13 protein-coding genes are annotated in these 17,017 nt (G+C 58.5%); 12 read left to right on the top strand and 1 reads right to left on the bottom strand.

What is annotated here, in order from left to right; genetic code table 11:
- Nucleotides 1–242: 242 nt before the first annotated feature.
- The 3 genes from PspCFBP13528_RS25530 to PspCFBP13528_RS25540 all read left to right on the top strand — a co-directional run bounded on the left by PspCFBP13528_RS25530 (nt 243) and on the right by PspCFBP13528_RS25540 (nt 3,316).
- Complete coding sequence (locus PspCFBP13528_RS25530) at nt 243–1,094, top strand: glycine betaine ABC transporter substrate-binding protein (protein WP_101220209.1); 852 nt, start codon at nt 243–245, stop codon at nt 1,092–1,094.
- A 255-nt stretch (nt 1,095–1,349) separates the two neighbouring features.
- Nucleotides 1,350–1,661 (top strand): DUF485 domain-containing protein, encoded by a 312-nt coding sequence (locus PspCFBP13528_RS25535; RefSeq protein ID WP_137201774.1) that lies wholly within the window; start codon nt 1,350–1,352, stop codon nt 1,659–1,661.
- Nucleotides 1,658–3,316, top strand: a complete 1,659-nt coding sequence (locus tag PspCFBP13528_RS25540; protein ID WP_065949131.1) for a cation acetate symporter — start codon at nt 1,658–1,660, stop codon at nt 3,314–3,316. Before PspCFBP13528_RS25535 ends, PspCFBP13528_RS25540 begins: the two co-directional genes overlap by 4 nt.
- Nucleotides 3,317–3,568: 252 nt before the next feature.
- Here the strand turns inward: PspCFBP13528_RS25540 and gltA are convergent, their stop codons facing one another.
- Complete coding sequence (gene gltA / locus PspCFBP13528_RS25545; protein ID WP_012723087.1) at nt 3,569–4,858, bottom strand: citrate synthase; 1,290 nt, start codon at nt 4,856–4,858, stop codon at nt 3,569–3,571.
- A 365-nt stretch (nt 4,859–5,223) separates the two neighbouring features.
- On the opposite strand from gltA, the gene sdhC reads away from it, so the two are divergent.
- The 9 genes from sdhC (at nt 5,224) to sucD (ending at nt 16,613) form a co-directional block, all read left to right on the top strand.
- Nucleotides 5,224–5,598, top strand: a complete 375-nt coding sequence (sdhC, locus tag PspCFBP13528_RS25550) for a succinate dehydrogenase, cytochrome b556 subunit (RefSeq protein ID WP_003172804.1) — start codon at nt 5,224–5,226, stop codon at nt 5,596–5,598.
- Nucleotides 5,592–5,960 (top strand): succinate dehydrogenase, hydrophobic membrane anchor protein, encoded by a 369-nt coding sequence (sdhD, locus tag PspCFBP13528_RS25555; protein ID WP_003233245.1) that lies wholly within the window; start codon nt 5,592–5,594, stop codon nt 5,958–5,960. Before sdhC ends, sdhD begins: the two co-directional genes overlap by 7 nt.
- A 3-nt stretch (nt 5,961–5,963) precedes the next feature.
- Nucleotides 5,964–7,736, top strand: a complete 1,773-nt coding sequence (gene sdhA, locus PspCFBP13528_RS25560) for a succinate dehydrogenase flavoprotein subunit (RefSeq protein ID WP_065949130.1) — start codon at nt 5,964–5,966, stop codon at nt 7,734–7,736.
- Between the two features lie 11 nt (nt 7,737–7,747).
- Nucleotides 7,748–8,452, top strand: coding sequence for a succinate dehydrogenase iron-sulfur subunit (locus PspCFBP13528_RS25565; protein WP_003172807.1), 705 nt, complete (start codon nt 7,748–7,750; stop codon nt 8,450–8,452).
- A gap of 261 nt (nt 8,453–8,713) precedes the next feature.
- A complete protein-coding gene (locus PspCFBP13528_RS25570) occupies nt 8,714–11,545 on the top strand; it encodes a 2-oxoglutarate dehydrogenase E1 component (protein WP_101220208.1) in 2,832 nt (943 codons plus the stop codon).
- A gap of 44 nt (nt 11,546–11,589) precedes the next feature.
- Nucleotides 11,590–12,816, top strand: coding sequence for a 2-oxoglutarate dehydrogenase complex dihydrolipoyllysine-residue succinyltransferase (odhB, locus tag PspCFBP13528_RS25575; RefSeq protein ID WP_065949128.1), 1,227 nt, complete (start codon nt 11,590–11,592; stop codon nt 12,814–12,816).
- 108 nt (nt 12,817–12,924) lie between these two features.
- Nucleotides 12,925–14,361 carry a dihydrolipoyl dehydrogenase gene (lpdA, locus tag PspCFBP13528_RS25580; RefSeq protein WP_065949127.1) on the top strand — a complete coding sequence of 479 codons (1,437 nt, stop codon included), beginning with the start codon at nt 12,925–12,927 and terminating at the stop codon, nt 14,359–14,361.
- A 204-nt stretch (nt 14,362–14,565) separates the two neighbouring features.
- The gene (sucC, locus tag PspCFBP13528_RS25585; RefSeq protein ID WP_003190011.1) at nt 14,566–15,732 is read left to right on the top strand and encodes an ADP-forming succinate--CoA ligase subunit beta; all 1,167 of its coding nucleotides are present in this window, start codon (nt 14,566–14,568) and stop codon (nt 15,730–15,732) included.
- Nucleotides 15,732–16,613, top strand: a complete 882-nt coding sequence (gene sucD, locus PspCFBP13528_RS25590) for a succinate--CoA ligase subunit alpha (protein WP_065884237.1) — start codon at nt 15,732–15,734, stop codon at nt 16,611–16,613. The genes sucC and sucD overlap by 1 nt, the downstream gene beginning before the upstream one ends.
- Nucleotides 16,614–17,017 lie beyond the last annotated feature (404 nt).

Genomic DNA, 17,017 nt, shown 5'->3' on the forward strand with positions numbered 1-17,017 from the left:
GGCGTGATTCTGACGATAACTCCTACAAAACGTCCTGCTGGCTATGTGATGTCGTTTCCTGCTCAACCAAGGTCGCTGACAGAGCAGGGCAAAGGCCTACGCAGGTTGATGATAAAACTGTCAGTACTCCACTGATGCCTCAGCAACCGGCTCGATGCGCGTGAAGGGGGCGCGGTGCACCGTATAACAACAGGTTGACGTCGCTCGGCATTCGTCGGGCGCAGCACTTTCGGGGAAGTACTATGAAGATGCGACGACTCTTGGGCGCAGCTGCCACGCTGGTAGTTGCGATGGGCTCCACACTGGCCAGTGCCGACAGCAAAACCCTGAGCATCGGCTATGTGGATGGCTGGTCCGACAGCGTGGCCACCACCCACGTGGCGGCAGAAGTGATCAAGCAAAAGCTCGGCTACGATGTGAAGCTGCAAGCGGTCGCCACCGGGATCATGTGGCAGGGTGTGGCCACCGGCAAGCTCGACGCCATGCTGTCCGCCTGGCTGCCGGTGACCCACGGTGACTACTGGACCAAGAACAAGGACAAGGTGGTCGACTACGGCCCCAACTTCAAGGATGCAAAAATTGGCTTGATCGTGCCGGAGTACGTCAAGGCCAAGTCCATCGAAGACCTCAAGACCGACACCACCTTCAAAAACAAGATCGTCGGTATCGACGCCGGTTCAGGCGTGATGCTCAAGACCGACGAGGCCATCAAGCAATACGGGCTCGACTATAAACTGCAAGCCAGCTCGGGCGCCGCAATGATCGCCGAACTGACCCGCGCCGAAGACAAGCAGGATTCCATCGCGGTCACCGGTTGGGTGCCGCACTGGATGTTCGCCAAGTGGAAGCTGCGTTTCCTGGATGATCCAAAAGGGATTTATGGTGCTGCTGAAACCGTCAACAGCATCGGCAGCAAGGGCCTGGAGAAGAAAGCACCGGAAGTTGCGGCCTTCCTGAAGAAATTCCAGTGGGCCTCCAAGGATGAGATCGGCGAAGTCATGCTGGCCATTCAAGAAGGCGCCAAGCCCGATGCCGCGGCCAAGGATTGGGTGGCCAAGCACCCTGAGCGCGTAGCCGAGTGGACTGCTGAATAAAAGCCACTGCTGTAGCCCTGTGGGAGGGGGCTTGCCCCCGATAGCGGTGTGTCAGTCAATGATGCTCTGACTGAACACTCGCCATCGGGGCAAGCCCCCTCCCACATTGCTTTTATTCGGCCTCAAGTTTTTCTGCGCCCCAGCAAACCCTCGCTACACTCGATCTACTACTAAGGTCGTCTGGAACCCTTTCCACAGCCGCATACAGTGGATACGTTCCAATAATAAAAAAGCTGTGCTGCGAGGATAAAAACAATGAACGACAGCATTTACCTCTCGATTCAAAACAGCCCGCGTTTCAAGGAGCTTGTCAGGAAAAGGGAAAGGTTCGCCTGGATTCTCTCGGCGATCATGCTAGGGCTTTACTCCGGATTCATCCTGTTGATCGCCTACGGGCCGCAAGTGCTGGGGGCCAAGGTCAGCCCTGGTTCATCCATCACCTGGGGCATCCCTATCGGGGTCGGGCTGATTGTCTCGGCCTTCATCCTCACCGGCATCTATGTACGACGCGCCAACGGCGAATTCGACGACCTGAACAATGCGATTCTCAAGGAGGCTGCGCAATGATCCGTCGTCTATTGGCCGTGTTCGGCGCTTCAGTCTTTGCGCCCGCCGTTTGGGCGGCAGATGCATTGACCGGTGAAGTGCACAAGCAACCGCTGAATATTGCAGCGATCCTGATGTTCGTGGCCTTTGTCGGCGCGACGTTGTGCATCACCTACTGGGCTTCCAAACGTAACAATTCGGCGGCCGACTACTATGCGGCTGGCGGCAAGATCACCGGTTTCCAGAACGGCCTGGCGATTGCCGGCGACTATATGTCGGCCGCGTCCTTCCTGGGGATTTCCGCGCTGGTGTTCACCTCCGGTTATGACGGCCTGATCTACTCGATCGGCTTCCTGGTGGGCTGGCCGATCATTCTGTTCCTGATCGCCGAGCGCCTGCGCAACCTGGGCAAGTACACCTTTGCCGACGTGGCGTCCTATCGCCTGGGGCAAACCCAGATCCGCAGCCTGTCGGCCTGTGGTTCGCTGGTGGTGGTGGCGTTCTACCTGATCGCGCAGATGGTCGGCGCGGGCAAGTTGATCCAACTGCTGTTCGGCCTCGATTACCATGTGGCGGTGATCCTGGTGGGTATCCTGATGTGCCTGTACGTGCTGTTCGGCGGCATGCTGGCGACCACCTGGGTGCAGATCATCAAGGCGGTGCTGCTGCTGTCCGGTGCCTCGTTCATGGCGCTGATGGTCATGAAGCACGTCAACTTCGACTTCAACATGCTGTTCTCCGAGGCGATCAAGGTTCACCCCAAAGGTGAAGCGATCATGAGCCCCGGCGGCCTGGTGAAAGATCCGATCTCGGCGTTCTCCCTGGGCCTGGCCCTGATGTTCGGTACCGCTGGCCTGCCGCACATTCTGATGCGCTTCTTCACAGTGAGCGATGCCAAGGAAGCGCGTAAGAGCGTGTTGTATGCCACAGGCTTCATCGGCTACTTCTATATCCTGACCTTCATCATCGGCTTCGGTGCGATCCTGCTGGTCAGCACCAACCCGGCGTTCAAGGACGCGGCCGGCGCCTTGCTCGGCGGCAACAACATGGCGGCAGTGCACCTGGCCAACGCGGTGGGCGGCAGTATCTTCCTGGGCTTCATCTCGGCCGTGGCCTTCGCCACCATCCTTGCGGTGGTTGCCGGCTTGACGCTCGCGGGTGCATCGGCGGTGTCCCACGACCTGTACGCCAGCGTGATCAAGAAAGGCAAGGCCAACGAGAAGGACGAGATTCGCGTGTCGAAGATCACCACCATCGCCCTGGCGGTGCTGGCTATCGGCCTGGGGATCCTGTTCGAAAGCCAGAACATTGCGTTTATGGTCGGCCTGGCGTTCTCGATTGCCGCCAGCTGTAACTTCCCGGTGCTGCTGCTTTCCATGTACTGGAAAAACCTCACCACCCGTGGCGCCATGATTGGTGGCTGGCTGGGCCTGATCAGTGCCGTGGGCCTGATGATTTTGGGTCCGACCATCTGGGTCTCGATCCTGCACCATGAAAAAGCCATCTTCCCGTACGAGTACCCGGCGCTGTTTTCGATGATCATTGCGTTCGTGGGCATCTGGTTCTTCTCCATCACCGACAAGTCGGCGGCGGCAGAGAAAGAGCGTGCGCTGTACTTCCCGCAGTTTGTGCGTTCGCAGACGGGCCTGGGGGCGAGTGGGGCGGTTAACCACTAAGCTTTTAGAGGGATAAGGAAATGCCCCGGTTGAAAGGCCGGGGTATTTTTTTGTCTGCAGATTTGTGGTGCCTGGTCTGGCCCCATCGGGGGCAAGCCCCCTCCCACACTGGATTGGGTTCACACATCTGAACGTGTGAATACAGTCAAATGTGGGAGGGGGCTTGCCCCCGATGAAGCCAGCTCAGGCAACACAAATAAAAACGGCCTCCACTAAGGGAGGCCGTTCTCAACACAGCTTGCAGCTAAATGCTTACTTGCGATCTTCCAGCTTGGTGATATCACGCGACTCGTAGCCGGTGTACAACTGGCGCGGACGGCCAATCTTGTACGGGCTCGAGAGCATTTCCTTCCAGTGGGAGATCCAGCCCACGGTCCGCGCCAGGGCGAAGATCACGGTGAACATGCTGGTTGGAATGCCGATCGCCTTGAGGATGATCCCCGAGTAGAAGTCGACGTTCGGGTACAGCGAGCGTTCGATGAAGTAAGGGTCGGTCAGGGCGATCTCTTCCAGGCGCATGGCCAGTTCGAGTTGCGGATCGTTCTTGATGCCCAGTTCCTTCAACACTTCGTCGCAGGTCTGCTTCATGACGGTGGCGCGCGGGTCGCGGTTCTTGTAGACCCGGTGACCGAAGCCCATCAACTTGAACGGGTCGTTCTTGTCCTTGGCCTTGGCGATGAACTTGTCGATGTTGGACACATCGCCGATTTCATCGAGCATGGTCAATACGGCTTCGTTCGCACCGCCGTGGGCAGGGCCCCACAGTGCGGCAATGCCGGCGGCGATACAGGCGAACGGGTTGGCACCCGAAGAGCCGGCCAGGCGTACGGTAGAGGTGGAGGCGTTCTGCTCGTGGTCGGCGTGGAGGATGAAGATCCGATCCATGGCCTTGGCCAGCACCGGGCTGATCGGTTTGATCTCGCACGGCGTGTTGAACATCATGTGCAGGAAGTTTTCCGCGTACGTCAGGTCGTTGCGCGGGTACATCATGGGTTGGCCCATGGAGTACTTGTAAACCATTGCGGCCAGGGTCGGCATCTTGGCAACCAGGCGGATCGCGGAAATTTCGCGATGCTGCGGGTTATTGATGTCCAGGGAGTCGTGATAGAAGGCCGACAGGGCGCCGACCACACCGCACATGACGGCCATCGGGTGGGCGTCGCGACGGAAGCCGTTGAAGAAGGTCTTCAACTGCTCGTGAACCATGGTGTGGTTCTTCACGGTGCTGACGAACTGGGCTTTCTGCTCGGCTGTTGGCAATTCGCCATTTAGCAGCAGGTAGCAGGTTTCCAGATAGTCCGACTGTTCGGCGAGTTGCTCGATCGGGTAGCCGCGGTGAAGCAGAATGCCATTGTCGCCATCGATATAGGTGATCTTCGACTCGCAAGAGGCGGTCGACATGAAGCCTGGGTCGAAAGTGAAACGGCCCGTGGCCGTCAGGCCCCGTACGTCGATAACATCGGGACCAACGGTGCCGGTTAAAATGGGCAGCTCGACGGGGGCTGCGCCCTCGATGATCAACTGCGCTTTTTTGTCAGCCATGTGGCCTCCTATTTATGCTTCAAATCATCAGACAGACCCCCCACGCAGGGCCCGCACCACTATAGTGAGATAAATTCAGATGTCAATTTGCCTAAAGTCTTGCTCCAGAAGGCTTTAACCGTACTTTTTCGTCGAAATTGCCTGCCATTTACGCCTTTTATCCCGCCAGCGCAATCAGCTATTAGGGTGAGGTGTGCGCGTTGTCATTAGTAACCTAACTGTCTATACTCGGCCACCGACCGCCAAGGGCTTTTGGGCTTGCTTTCATTGGGGGTCGCACTCCCTGGGTGGTGCTTACCTGACCAGTCGCACTCCCCAACAACTTTGCCCTGATTGTTAGGGGCTCTTCAGTGTGAAAAAAAGCCGTGAATAGCCAACGACCTGTAAACCTAGACCTAAGGACCATCAAACTCCCCATCACCGGCGTTACGTCGTTCCTGCACCGTGTTTCCGGCATCATCCTGTTCCTGGGCCTGGGCATCATGCTTTACGCATTGAGCAAATCCCTGGGTTCCGAGGAAGGTTACGCCGAGGTGAAGGCATGCTTGACCAGCCCACTGGCCAAGTTCGTAGCATGGGGCCTCCTGTCCGCTCTGCTGTATCACCTGGTAGCCGGTGTGCGCCACTTGATCATGGACATGGGCATCGGTGAGACGCTGGAAGGCGGCCGCCTGGGCTCGAAAATCATCATCGCCATTTCCGTGGTGCTGATCGTTCTGGCAGGAGTTTGGATATGGTAACCAGCGTAACGAATCTGTCGCGTTCGGGCCTCTATGACTGGATGGCACAGCGTGTGTCTGCGGTCGTTCTCGCGGCTTATTTCATTTTCCTGATCGGATACCTCGTCGCAAACCCGGGCATCGGCTATGAGCAATGGCACGGCCTGTTCGCCCACAATGCGATGCGAATCTTCAGCCTGCTGGCCCTTGTAGCCCTGGGCGCTCACGCCTGGGTCGGCATGTGGACCATCGCGACCGACTACCTGACGCCAATGGCGCTGGGCAAGTCCGCGACCGCAGTCCGTTTCCTCTTCCAGGCAGTATGCGGCATTGCGATGTTCGCTTACTTCGTCTGGGGTGTGCAGATTCTTTGGGGTATCTGATTCATGGCTAACATTCCAACTATTTCATTCGACGCCATCATTATTGGTGGCGGCGGTGCCGGCATGCGCGCTGCGCTGCAGCTGGCCCAGGGTGGCCACAAGACCGCTGTGATCACCAAGGTGTTCCCGACGCGTTCGCACACCGTATCGGCCCAGGGTGGCATCACCTGCGCCATCGCCTCCGCCGATCCGAACGATGACTGGCGCTGGCACATGTACGATACCGTCAAGGGTTCCGACTACATCGGTGACCAGGACGCTATCGAGTACATGTGTCAGGAAGGCCCGGCCGCGGTGTTCGAGCTGGACCACATGGGTCTGCCGTTCTCGCGTACCGAGCAAGGCCGTATCTACCAGCGTCCATTCGGCGGCCAGTCGAAGGATTACGGTAAAGGCGGGCAGGCTGCCCGTACCTGCGCCGCGTCCGACCGTACCGGTCACGCGCTGCTGCACACCCTTTATCAGGGCAACCTGAAAGCCGGTACCACGTTCCTGAACGAGTACTACGCTGTGGATCTGGTGAAGAACGGCAAGGGCGAGTTCGTCGGTGTGATCGCCATCTGCATCGAAACCGGTGAAACCACCTACATCCGCGCCAAGGCTACGGTCCTGGCGACCGGCGGTGCAGGCCGTATCTATGCCTCCACCACCAACGCCCTGATCAACACCGGTGACGGCGTCGGCATGGCGCTGCGTGCTGGCGTGCCGGTACAGGACATCGAAATGTGGCAGTTCCACCCGACCGGCATCGCCGGCGCCGGTGTACTGGTGACCGAAGGTTGCCGTGGCGAAGGTGGCTACCTGATCAACAAGCACGGCGAGCGTTTCATGGAGCGTTATGCTCCGAACGCGAAAGACCTCGCCGGTCGTGACGTTGTGGCCCGTTCGATGGTTAAAGAGATCATCGCCGGCAACGGTTGTGGCCCGAACGGCGACCACGTGCTGCTCAAGCTCGATCACCTGGGCGAAGAAGTGCTGCACAGCCGTCTGCCAGGTATCTGCGAACTGTCCAAGACCTTTGCTCACGTCGATCCGGTGGTTGCTCCGGTTCCGGTGGTCCCGACTTGCCACTATATGATGGGCGGCGTGCCGACCAACATTCATGGCCAGGCGATCACCCAGAATGCCGACGGCGTGGACGAGATCATTCACGGTCTGTTCGCGGTAGGCGAAGTGGCTTGCGTATCGGTTCACGGTGCCAACCGCCTGGGCGGCAACTCGCTGCTCGACCTGGTGGTATTCGGCCGCGCTGCCGGCCTGCACCTGGAAAAAGCCCTGACCGACGGCATCGAATACGATGATGCCACCGACGCCAACATCGAAGCTGCCCTGGCGCGCCTGAACGCTCTGAACGAGCGCACTGACGGCGAAGACGTGGCAACCCTGCGTCGCGAGCTGCAAAGCTGCATGCAGAACTACTTCGGTGTATTCCGTACCGGCGAATACATGCAGAAGGGTATCGCCCAACTGGCCGACCTGCGCAAGCGCATCGCCAACGTCAAGATCAACGATAAGAGCCAGGCGTTCAACACCGCTCGTATCGAAGCCCTTGAGCTGCAGAACCTGCTGGAAGTGGCTGAAGCGACGGCGATCGCCGCCGAGGTTCGCAAGGAATCCCGTGGTGCACACGCCCGTGAAGACTTTGAAGACCGTGACGACGAGAACTGGTTGTGCCACACCCTGTACTTCCCGGGTGACAAGCGCGTGACCAAGCGTGCCGTGAACTTCTCGCCGAAGACGGTACCGACGTTTGAACCGAAGATTCGGACTTACTAAGGGTGGCTGCCATGTTGAAAGTCAGTGTTTATCGCTACAACCCTGATCAGGACGCCGCGCCGTTCATGCAGGAATTCCAGGTCGATACCGGCGGTAAAGACCTGATGGTGCTGGATGTCTTGGCACTGATCAAAGAGCAGGACGAAGGTTTCTCCTATCGTCGCTCTTGCCGTGAAGGTGTGTGCGGTTCCGACGGCATGAACATCAACGGCAAAAACGGCCTGGCGTGCATCACGCCGCTGTCGGCCGTGGTCAAGGGCAACAAGTTGATCGTTCGTCCACTGCCAGGTTTGCCGGTTATCCGTGACCTGGTCGTCGATATGAGCATCTTCTACAAGCAATACGAGAAAGTTAAGCCGTTCCTGCAGAACGACACGCCGGCTCCGGCCATCGAGCGTCTGCAGTCCCCGGAAGAGCGCGAAAAACTCGACGGCCTGTACGAGTGCATCCTGTGCGCTTGCTGCTCGACGTCCTGCCCGTCCTTCTGGTGGAACCCGGACAAGTTCCTGGGCCCGGCTGCGCTGCTGCAAGCCTACCGCTTCCTGGCAGACAGCCGTGACACCAAGACGTCCGAGCGTCTGGCTTCACTGGATGACCCGTTCAGCGTATTCCGCTGCCGCGGGATCATGAACTGCGTCAACGTATGTCCCAAAGGCCTGAACCCGACTAAGGCCATTGGTCACATCCGTAACATGCTGCTGCAGAGCGGCGTGTAACTGACGTTGCAGTAAAAGCAGGACCGTTGTGCCCGTAAATGCTGCGGCGCAGGCTTCAACCGGCGCCGTAGTTTTAACTTGAGCAGCGACTTACAAAGCCGCGGCTCTTATTTTGAAGAAATGAGACAAGCAGGGGCATTCGGGTTGGTACCCGAACTATCAGCGTGATCCTAGTGGCTTGTTCTGGTCGCTGCACTTGGCCTTTTGCAAGCAAACTCGGTGTTTTCGCCGGTGGTGTCCCCAAATCGAGGGTGACCAAGCATGCAAGAAAGCGTGATGCAGCGCATGTGGAACAGCGGCTATCTTTCAGGTGGTAACGCTGCCTATGTGGAAGAGCTTTATGAGCTCTACCTGCACGACCCTAACGCTGTGCCAGAAGAATGGCGCACCAAATTTCAGACGTTGTCTTCAGACGGCAACGCTGCCACCGATGTATCGCATGCTGCGATTCGCGATCATTTCGTGCTGCTGGCAAAGAACCAGCGCCGCGCCCAACCGGTTTCCGCCGGCAGCGTGAGCAGTGAGCACGAGAAGAAGCAAGTTGAAGTACTGCGACTGATCCAGGCTTACCGGATGCGCGGCCACCAGGCGGCCCAGCTTGACCCGCTGGGGCTCTGGCAGCGTCCTGCACCTGCTGACCTGTCGATCAATCATTACGGCTTGACCAATGCCGATCTTGATACGACCTTCCGTGCCGGCGACCTGTTCATCGGCAAAGAGGAAGCGAGCCTACGCGAAATTCACGAAGCGTTGCAGCAGACATATTGCCGCACCATCGGCGCTGAGTTCACGCACATCACCGATTCCGAGCAGCGCCAGTGGTTCCAGCATCGCCTGGAAGGCGTGCGTGGCCGTCCGGTATTGTCCGCCGATGTGCGCAGCCATCTGCTCGAGCGTGTGACTGCCGCTGAAGGTCTCGAAAAATACCTGGGTACCAAATACCCGGGCACCAAGCGTTTCGGCCTGGAAGGCGGTGAAAGCCTGATTCCGATGCTCGACGAACTGATCCAGCGTTCCGGTTCCTACGGCACCAAGGAAGTCGTGATCGGCATGGCTCACCGTGGTCGCCTGAACGTGTTGGTCAACACCTTCGGCAAGAACCCGCGCGAGCTGTTCGATGAGTTCGAGGGCAAGAAGAAGGTCGAGCTGGGTTCCGGTGACGTCAAGTACCACCAGGGTTTCTCGTCCAACGTAATGACCACCGGCGGTGAAGTTCACCTGGCCATGGCGTTCAACCCATCCCACCTGGAAATCGTTTCTCCGGTGGTCGAGGGGTCGGTGCGTGCGCGCCAGGATCGTCGTAACGACGCCACTGGCGAGAAGGTCCTGCCGATTTCCATCCACGGTGACGCGGCATTCGCCGGCCAAGGCGTGGTCCTGGAAACGTTCCAGATGTCGCAGACTCGCGGCTTCAAGACCGGCGGTACCGTTCATATCGTCATCAACAACCAGGTTGGCTTCACCATCAGCAACCCGCTGGATGCGCGCTCCACCGAGTACGCCACCGACGTTGCCAAGATGATCCAGGCGCCGATCCTGCATGTGAATGGCGATGATCCGGAAGCTGTACTGTTCGTGACCCAATTGGCGGTCGACTACCGCATGCAATTCAAGCGTGATGTGGTCATCGACCTGGTGTGCTACCGCCGTCGCGGTCACAACGAAGCGGACGAGCCAAGCGGCACCCAGCCGTTGATGTACCAGCAGATCACCAAGCAGCGCACCACCCGTGAGCTGTACGCCGAAAGCCTGACCAAGGCCGGTGTGTTGGATGATGCACGTGTCCAGGCGAAGATCGACGAATACCGCAACGCGCTGGATAACGGCCTGCATGTGGTGAAAAGCCTGGTCAAGGAGCCGAACAAAGAGCTGTTCGTTGACTGGCGTCCGTACCTGGGTCACACCTGGACCGCGCGCCATGACACCAGCTTCGACTTGAAAACATTGCAGGAGTTGTCTGCCAAGTTGCTGGAAATCCCTGAGGGATTTGTGGTTCAGCGCCAGGTTGCCAAGATCTACGAAGACCGTCAGAAGATGCAAGCCGGCGGCCTGCCGATCAACTGGGGTTACGCCGAAACCATGGCGTACGCAACCCTGGCGTTCGAAGGTCACCCGATCCGCATGACCGGCCAGGACATCGGCCGCGGTACGTTCTCGCACCGTCATGCCGTGTTGCACAACCAGAAAGACGCGGGCACCTACATCCCGTTGCAGAACCTGTACGAAGGCCAGCCACGTTTCGACCTGTACGATTCGTTCCTGTCCGAAGAAGCGGTACTGGCGTTCGAATACGGCTATTCCACCACTACGCCTAACGCGCTGGTGATCTGGGAAGCCCAGTTCGGCGACTTCGCCAACGGTGCCCAGGTGGTTATCGACCAGTTCATCACCAGCGGCGAGCACAAGTGGGGCCGTCTGTGCGGTCTGACCATGCTGCTGCCGCACGGTTATGAAGGTCAGGGTCCTGAGCACTCCTCGGCCCGTCTGGAGCGTTACCTGCAGCTGTGCGCCGAGCACAACATCCAGGTGTGCGTGCCGACGACCCCGGCGCAGATCTACCACTTGCTGCGTCGCCAGGTCATCCGTCCACTGCGCAAGCCACTGGTCGTGCTGACGCCGAAATCGCTGTTGCGTCACAAACTGGCCGTTTCGACCCTGGAAGATCTGGCCGAAGGTTCGTTCCAGACCGTTATTCCGGAAATCGATACGCTGGACGCCGCCAAGGTCACTCGCCTGATCCTGTGCAGCGGCAAGGTCTATTACGATCTGCTGGAAAAACGCCGTGCCGAAGGCCGCGAAGACATCGCCATCGTGCGTATCGAGCAGCTTTACCCGTTCCCGGAAGATGACCTCATGGAGATCATCGCGCCTTACACCAACCTCACGAATGTGGTGTGGTGTCAGGAAGAACCGATGAACCAGGGCGCGTGGTACAGCAGCCAGCATCACTTGCGTCGCAGCATCGGCAACCACAACAAGGCCCTGGGCCTGGAGTATGCCGGTCGTGATGCGTCTGCTGCACCTGCCTGTGGTTATGCGTCGATGCACGCCGAGCAGCAGGAAAAACTGCTGCAAGCTGCTTTCACTGTTTAACGCCTTCGCGCTGACTGAAACCGAATTTTAAGGACCTACAGATAATGGCTATCGAAATCAAAGCCCCGTCATTCCCGGAATCGGTTGCCGATGGCACCGTTGCCACCTGGCACAAGAAACCAGGCGAGGCCGTCAAGCGTGACGACCTGATCGTCGACATCGAAACCGACAAGGTCGTGCTCGAAGTGCTGGCCGAAGCCGACGGCGTGCTGGGCGCAATCGTGGCAGAAGAGGGTGCTACCGTCCTGTCGAACCAGGTACTGGGCTCGATCGAAGAGGGCAGCGCTGCTGCCCCTGCTCCTGCTGCCGCCGCTGCACCGGCTGCCGCTTCCGCACCTGCCGCCCCTGCGGCTGCGGGTGGTGAAGATCCAATCGCTGCACCGGCTGCTCGCCAGTTGGCTGAAGAGAACGGTATCAACCTGGCGTCCATCAAGGGCACCGGCAAAGATGGCCGTGTCACCAAGGAAGACGTGGTGGCTGCGGTTGAAGCCAAGAAAAACGCTCCGGCTGCCGCACCTGCCAAGGCTGCCGCTCCTGCTGCCGCCGCGCCTGTGTTCGCTGCCGGCGACCGTACCGAGAAGCGCGTACCGATGACCCGTGTACGTGCCACCGTGGCCAAGCGCCTGGTTGAAGCACAATCGAACATGGCGATGCTGACCACGTTCAACGAAGTCGACATGACTGAAGTCATGGCACTGCGTTCGAAGTACAAGGATCTCTTTGAGAAGAGCCACAACGGCGTACGCTTGGGCTTTATGTCGTTCTTCGTGAAAGCGGCCACTGAAGCGCTGAAACGCTTCCCGGCAGTCAACGCTTCCATCGATGGCGCCGACATCGTCTACCATGGCTATGCAGACATCGGCGTTGCCGTGTCCAGCGACCGTGGCCTGGTGGTTCCGGTTCTGCGTAACGCCGAGCTGATGAGCCTGGCCGAAATCGAAGGCGGCATTGCCGGCTTCGGCAAGAAGGCCCGTGACGGCAAGCTGACCATCGACGAGATGACCGGCGGTACGTTCACCATCACCAACGGTGGTACCTTCGGTTCGATGATGTCGACGCCGATCGTCAACCCACCGCAAGCCGCGATCCTGGGCATGCACAACATTATCCAGCGTCCGATGGCCATCAACGGCCAGGTCGTAATCCGCCCAATGATGTACCTGGCGCTGTCTTACGATCACCGCCTGATCGATGGTAAAGAAGCCGTGACGTTCCTGGTGACCATCAAGAACCTGCTGGAAGACCCGGCTCGCCTTCTTCTGGATATCTAAAAAGCAGCTGCAAGTTTCAAGCTGCAAGTTCCAAGCTCAAAGCGAGCGATTGGTGCTTCAACTTGTAGCTTGCAGCTTCTAGCTTGCAGCTAAAAAGGGAACCTTTTTATGACACAGAAATTTGACGTTGTAGTGATTGGTGCAGGCCCCGGCGGCTATGTTGCCGCCATCAAGGCCGCACAACTGGGCCTCTCGACTGCTTGCATCGAAAAGTACACCGACAAGGAAGGCAAACTGGCGCTGGGCGGTACCTGCCTGAACGTCGGTTGCATTCCTTCCAAGGCGCTGCTGGACAGCTCCTGGAAATTCCACGAAGCCCAGGATGGTTTCGCGATCCACGGTATCAACCATGCCGGCGTGACCATGGACGTGCCCGCGATGGTCGGCCGTAAAGCCAACATCGTCAAAGGCCTGACTTCCGGCGTTGCCACCTTGTTCAAGGCCAATGGCGTGACTTCCCTGCAAGGCCACGGCAAGCTGCTGGCCGGCAAGAAAGTTGAAATCACCAAGCCGGACGGCTCGGTTGAAGTCATCGAAGCCGAAAACGTGATCCTGGCACCCGGTTCGCGTCCAATCGACATTCCACCGGCTCCAGTCGACCAGAACGTGATCGTCGATTCGACCGGCGCCCTGGAGTTCCAGGCCGTACCTAAGCGCCTGGGCGTGATCGGTGCAGGCGTTATCGGCCTGGAGCTGGGTTCGGTATGGTCCCGCCTGGGTTCGGAAGTGACCGTGCTCGAAGCCCTGGACACCTTCCTGCTGGCTGCCGACACCGCCGTGTCCAAGGAAGCCTACAAGACCCTGACCAAACAGGGTCTGGACATCAAGCTGGGCGCGCGCGTGACCGGTTCCAAGGTCAACGGCGAAGAAGTTGTCGTGACCTACACCGACAAGGAAGGCGAGCAGACCATCACCTTCGACAAGCTGATCGTAGCCGTGGGTCGTCGCCCCGTGACCACCGACCTGCTGGCTTCCGACAGTGGCGTGAGCATCGATGAGCGTGGTTTCATCCACGTTGACGATCACTGCGCAACCACCGTGCCGGGCGTTTACGCGATCGGCGACGTGGTTCGTGGCATGATGCTGGCCCACAAGGCTTCCGAAGAGGGCATCATGGTTGTCGAGCGCATCAAGGGTCACAAGACCCAGATGAACTACGACCTGATTCCATCGGTTATCTACACCCACCCGGAAATTGCATGGGTCGGCAAGAACGAACAGCAGTTGAAAGCTGAAGGCGTTGAAGTTAACGTCGGCACCTTCCCGTTTGCCGCTTCTGGCCGTGCCATGGCAGCCAACGACACCGGTGGTTTTGTCAAAGTCATCGCTGATGCCAAGACTGACCGCGTATTGGGCGTCCACGTGATCGGCCCAAGCGCTGCAGAACTGGTTCAGCAAGGCGCTATCGGTATGGAATTCGGCACCAGTGCCGAGGACCTGGGCATGATGGTCTTCTCCCATCCGACCCTGTCCGAAGCGTTGCACGAAGCAGCGTTGGCAGTGAATGGCGGCGCCATCCACATCGCCAACCGCAAGAAGCGCTAAGCGAGATAATAAGAAACCACGGCGGAGTTGCCCGTCGTGAGCCTTGCGAGCAAGACTCACCGCGGAATATCCGCTGGACGCAGCCTTGTGCAGCTTTACGGGCCATAAGCCCCGCAGGTTGCGCAAGCAGCAGTCACAGGTGGCGCGGCACTCATAATGAGCGCAGCGCCGAATGCGCAGTACCTAACGAAGACGGTAAAAAGCATGAATCTTCACGAGTATCAGGGTAAGCAGCTGTTCGCTGAATACGGCCTGCCAGTTTCCAAGGGCTACGCAGTAGACACCCCGGAAGCAGCAGCAGAAGCTTGCGACAAAATCGGCGGCAGCGAGTGGGTTGTCAAAGCCCAGGTCCACGCCGGTGGTCGCGGTAAAGCGGGCGGCGTTAAGCTGGTTCGCAGCAAAGAAGACGCCAAGGCCTTCGCACAGCAGTGGCTGGGCAAGCGTCTGGTGACTTACCAGACTGATGCCAATGGCCAGCCAGTCACCAAGATCCTGGTTGAATCGTGCACTGATATCGCTAAAGAGCTGTACCTGGGCGCTGTCGTTGACCGTTCGAGCCGTCGCATCGTGTTCATGGCCTCCACCGAAGGTGGCGTGGACATCGAGAAGATCGCTCACGAAACCCCAGAAAAAATTCTGAAGGCCACTATCGATCCACTGGTTGGCGCTCAGCCATTCCAGGGTCGCGAGCTGGCGTTCCAGCTGGGTCTGGAAGGCAAGCAAGTTGCCCAGTTCGCCAAGATCTTCGTCGGTCTGGCCAAACTGTTCCAGGATCACGATCTGGCCCTGCTGGAAGTGAACCCGCTGGTGATCAAGGCTGATGGCGATCTGCATTGCCTGGATGCCAAGATCAACATCGACGCCAACGCCATGTACCGTCAGCCAAAGCTGAAGACTTTCCACGATCCGTCGCAAGACGATCCGCGAGAAGCGCACGCTGCCAAGTTCGAACTGAACTACGTAGCCCTGGAAGGTAACATCGGCTGCATGGTCAACGGTGCCGGCCTGGCCATGGGTACCATGGACATTGTCAACCTGCATGGCGGCAAACCAGCCAACTTCCTCGACGTAGGCGGTGGTGCTACCAAGGAACGCGTGACCGAAGCGTTCAAGATCATCCTGTCCGACTCCAATGTCGCTGCAGTACTGGTCAACATCTTCGGCGGCATCGTTCGTTGCGACATGATTGCCGAAGGCATCATCGGTGCAGTGAAAGAAGTCGGCGTTAAAATCCCGGTTGTTGTTCGCCTTGAAGGTAACAACGCTGAACTGGGCGCTAAAGTACTGGCAGAAAGCGGTTTGAACATCATCGCGGCTACCAGCCTGACCGACGCTGCTCAACAAGTTGTCAAAGCTGCGGAGGGCAAATAATGAGCGTCCTGATCAATAAAGACACCAAAGTTATCTGCCAGGGTATTACCGGTTCGCAAGGTAGTTTCCACACCCAGCAAGCCATCGAGTACGGCACCCAGATGGTTGGTGGCGTAACACCGGGCAAAGGCGGCACCGAGCACCTGGGCCTGCCAGTGTTCAACACCGTGAAAGAAGCAGTAGAAGCCACTGGCGCCACCGCCAGCGTGATCTACGTTCCAGCTCCTTTCTGCAAGGACTCGATCCTGGAAGCGGCCTTCGGCGGCATCAAGCTGATCGTGTGCATCACTGAAGGCATTCCTACCCTGGACATGCTGGACGCCAAGGTCAAGTGCGACGAGCTGGGTATTACCCTGATCGGCCCTAACTGCCCAGGCGTGATCACCCCAGGCGAATGCAAGATCGGCATCATGCCGGGTCACATTCACTTGCCAGGTAAAGTCGGTATCGTTTCCCGTTCCGGCACCCTGACCTACGAAGCTGTGAAGCAGACCACTGACGCCGGTTTCGGTCAGTCGACTTGCGTCGGCATCGGCGGTGACCCGATTCCGGGCTCCAACTTCATCGACATCCTGAAGCTGTTCCAGGAAGACCCGAAGACCGAAGCGATCGTGATGATCGGCGAGATCGGCGGTTCGGCTGAAGAAGAAGCGGCTGCCTACATCAAGGCTCACGTGACCAAGCCGGTTGTTTCCTACATTGCTGGTGTGACTGCCCCTGCGGGCAAGCGCATGGGCCATGCTGGCGCAATCATCTCCGGCGGCAAAGGCACTGCAGACGAGAAATTCGCTGCGCTGCAAGACGCAGGTGTGAAAACCGTGCGTTCGCTGGCAGACATCGGCAAGGCCCTGGCCGAGCTGACAGGTTGGGCCGTCAAGTAAGCCTCGCGCTTAGCTGACGCTTCACCCTACAAAGGCCACCTTCGGGTGGCCTTTGTGCGTTCTGGGCTCAGCAACCTAGCTGAGGCTGATAAAGATCCAAATGTGGGAGGGGGCTTGCCCCCGATTGCGGGGTGTCAGTCATGATGATGTGACTGAATCACTGTTAATGGCGGCAAGCCCCCTGCCACATTTGATCGCATTGTCAGATTAAGTATGAAAACGCGACATTTGAATGTCGCTTATCGGACAGTACGCCCCGCAACAGTGCGTTTGCCAGCCTAATTCTGTACCCTAGCCGCCTCTTTATGCGCTCGCCTCCCAAAAGGAAGCTGCGCGCCAGACCGGTCGGTCCCCATCAGGGCCGGCAGTATTTCCCTCATCCATAGGGAATCCCCCTCTAAATT

It is taken from the genome of Pseudomonas sp. CFBP13528 (genome assembly GCF_005233615.1).
Classification (GTDB): Bacteria; Pseudomonadota; Gammaproteobacteria; order Pseudomonadales; family Pseudomonadaceae; genus Aquipseudomonas; species Aquipseudomonas fluorescens_AM.

What these genes read in the sequence shown, in the direction of transcription:
- PspCFBP13528_RS25530 (WP_101220209.1), top strand. Translation starts at nt 243, where the DNA reads ATGAAGATGCGACGACTCTTGGGCGCAGCTGCCACGCTGGTAGTTGCG.
- PspCFBP13528_RS25535 (WP_137201774.1), top strand. Translation starts at nt 1,350, where the DNA reads ATGAACGACAGCATTTACCTCTCGATTCAAAACAGCCCGCGTTTCAAG.
- PspCFBP13528_RS25540 (WP_065949131.1), top strand. Translation starts at nt 1,658, where the DNA reads ATGATCCGTCGTCTATTGGCCGTGTTCGGCGCTTCAGTCTTTGCGCCC.
- gltA (WP_012723087.1), bottom strand. Translation starts at nt 4,858, where the DNA reads ATGGCTGACAAAAAAGCGCAGTTGATCATCGAGGGCGCAGCCCCCGTC.
- sdhD (WP_003233245.1), top strand. Translation starts at nt 5,592, where the DNA reads ATGGTAACCAGCGTAACGAATCTGTCGCGTTCGGGCCTCTATGACTGG.
- sdhA (WP_065949130.1), top strand. Translation starts at nt 5,964, where the DNA reads ATGGCTAACATTCCAACTATTTCATTCGACGCCATCATTATTGGTGGC.
- PspCFBP13528_RS25565 (WP_003172807.1), top strand. Translation starts at nt 7,748, where the DNA reads ATGTTGAAAGTCAGTGTTTATCGCTACAACCCTGATCAGGACGCCGCG.
- PspCFBP13528_RS25570 (WP_101220208.1), top strand. Translation starts at nt 8,714, where the DNA reads ATGCAAGAAAGCGTGATGCAGCGCATGTGGAACAGCGGCTATCTTTCA.
- odhB (WP_065949128.1), top strand. Translation starts at nt 11,590, where the DNA reads ATGGCTATCGAAATCAAAGCCCCGTCATTCCCGGAATCGGTTGCCGAT.
- lpdA (WP_065949127.1), top strand. Translation starts at nt 12,925, where the DNA reads ATGACACAGAAATTTGACGTTGTAGTGATTGGTGCAGGCCCCGGCGGC.
- sucC (WP_003190011.1), top strand. Translation starts at nt 14,566, where the DNA reads ATGAATCTTCACGAGTATCAGGGTAAGCAGCTGTTCGCTGAATACGGC.
- sucD (WP_065884237.1), top strand. Translation starts at nt 15,732, where the DNA reads ATGAGCGTCCTGATCAATAAAGACACCAAAGTTATCTGCCAGGGTATT.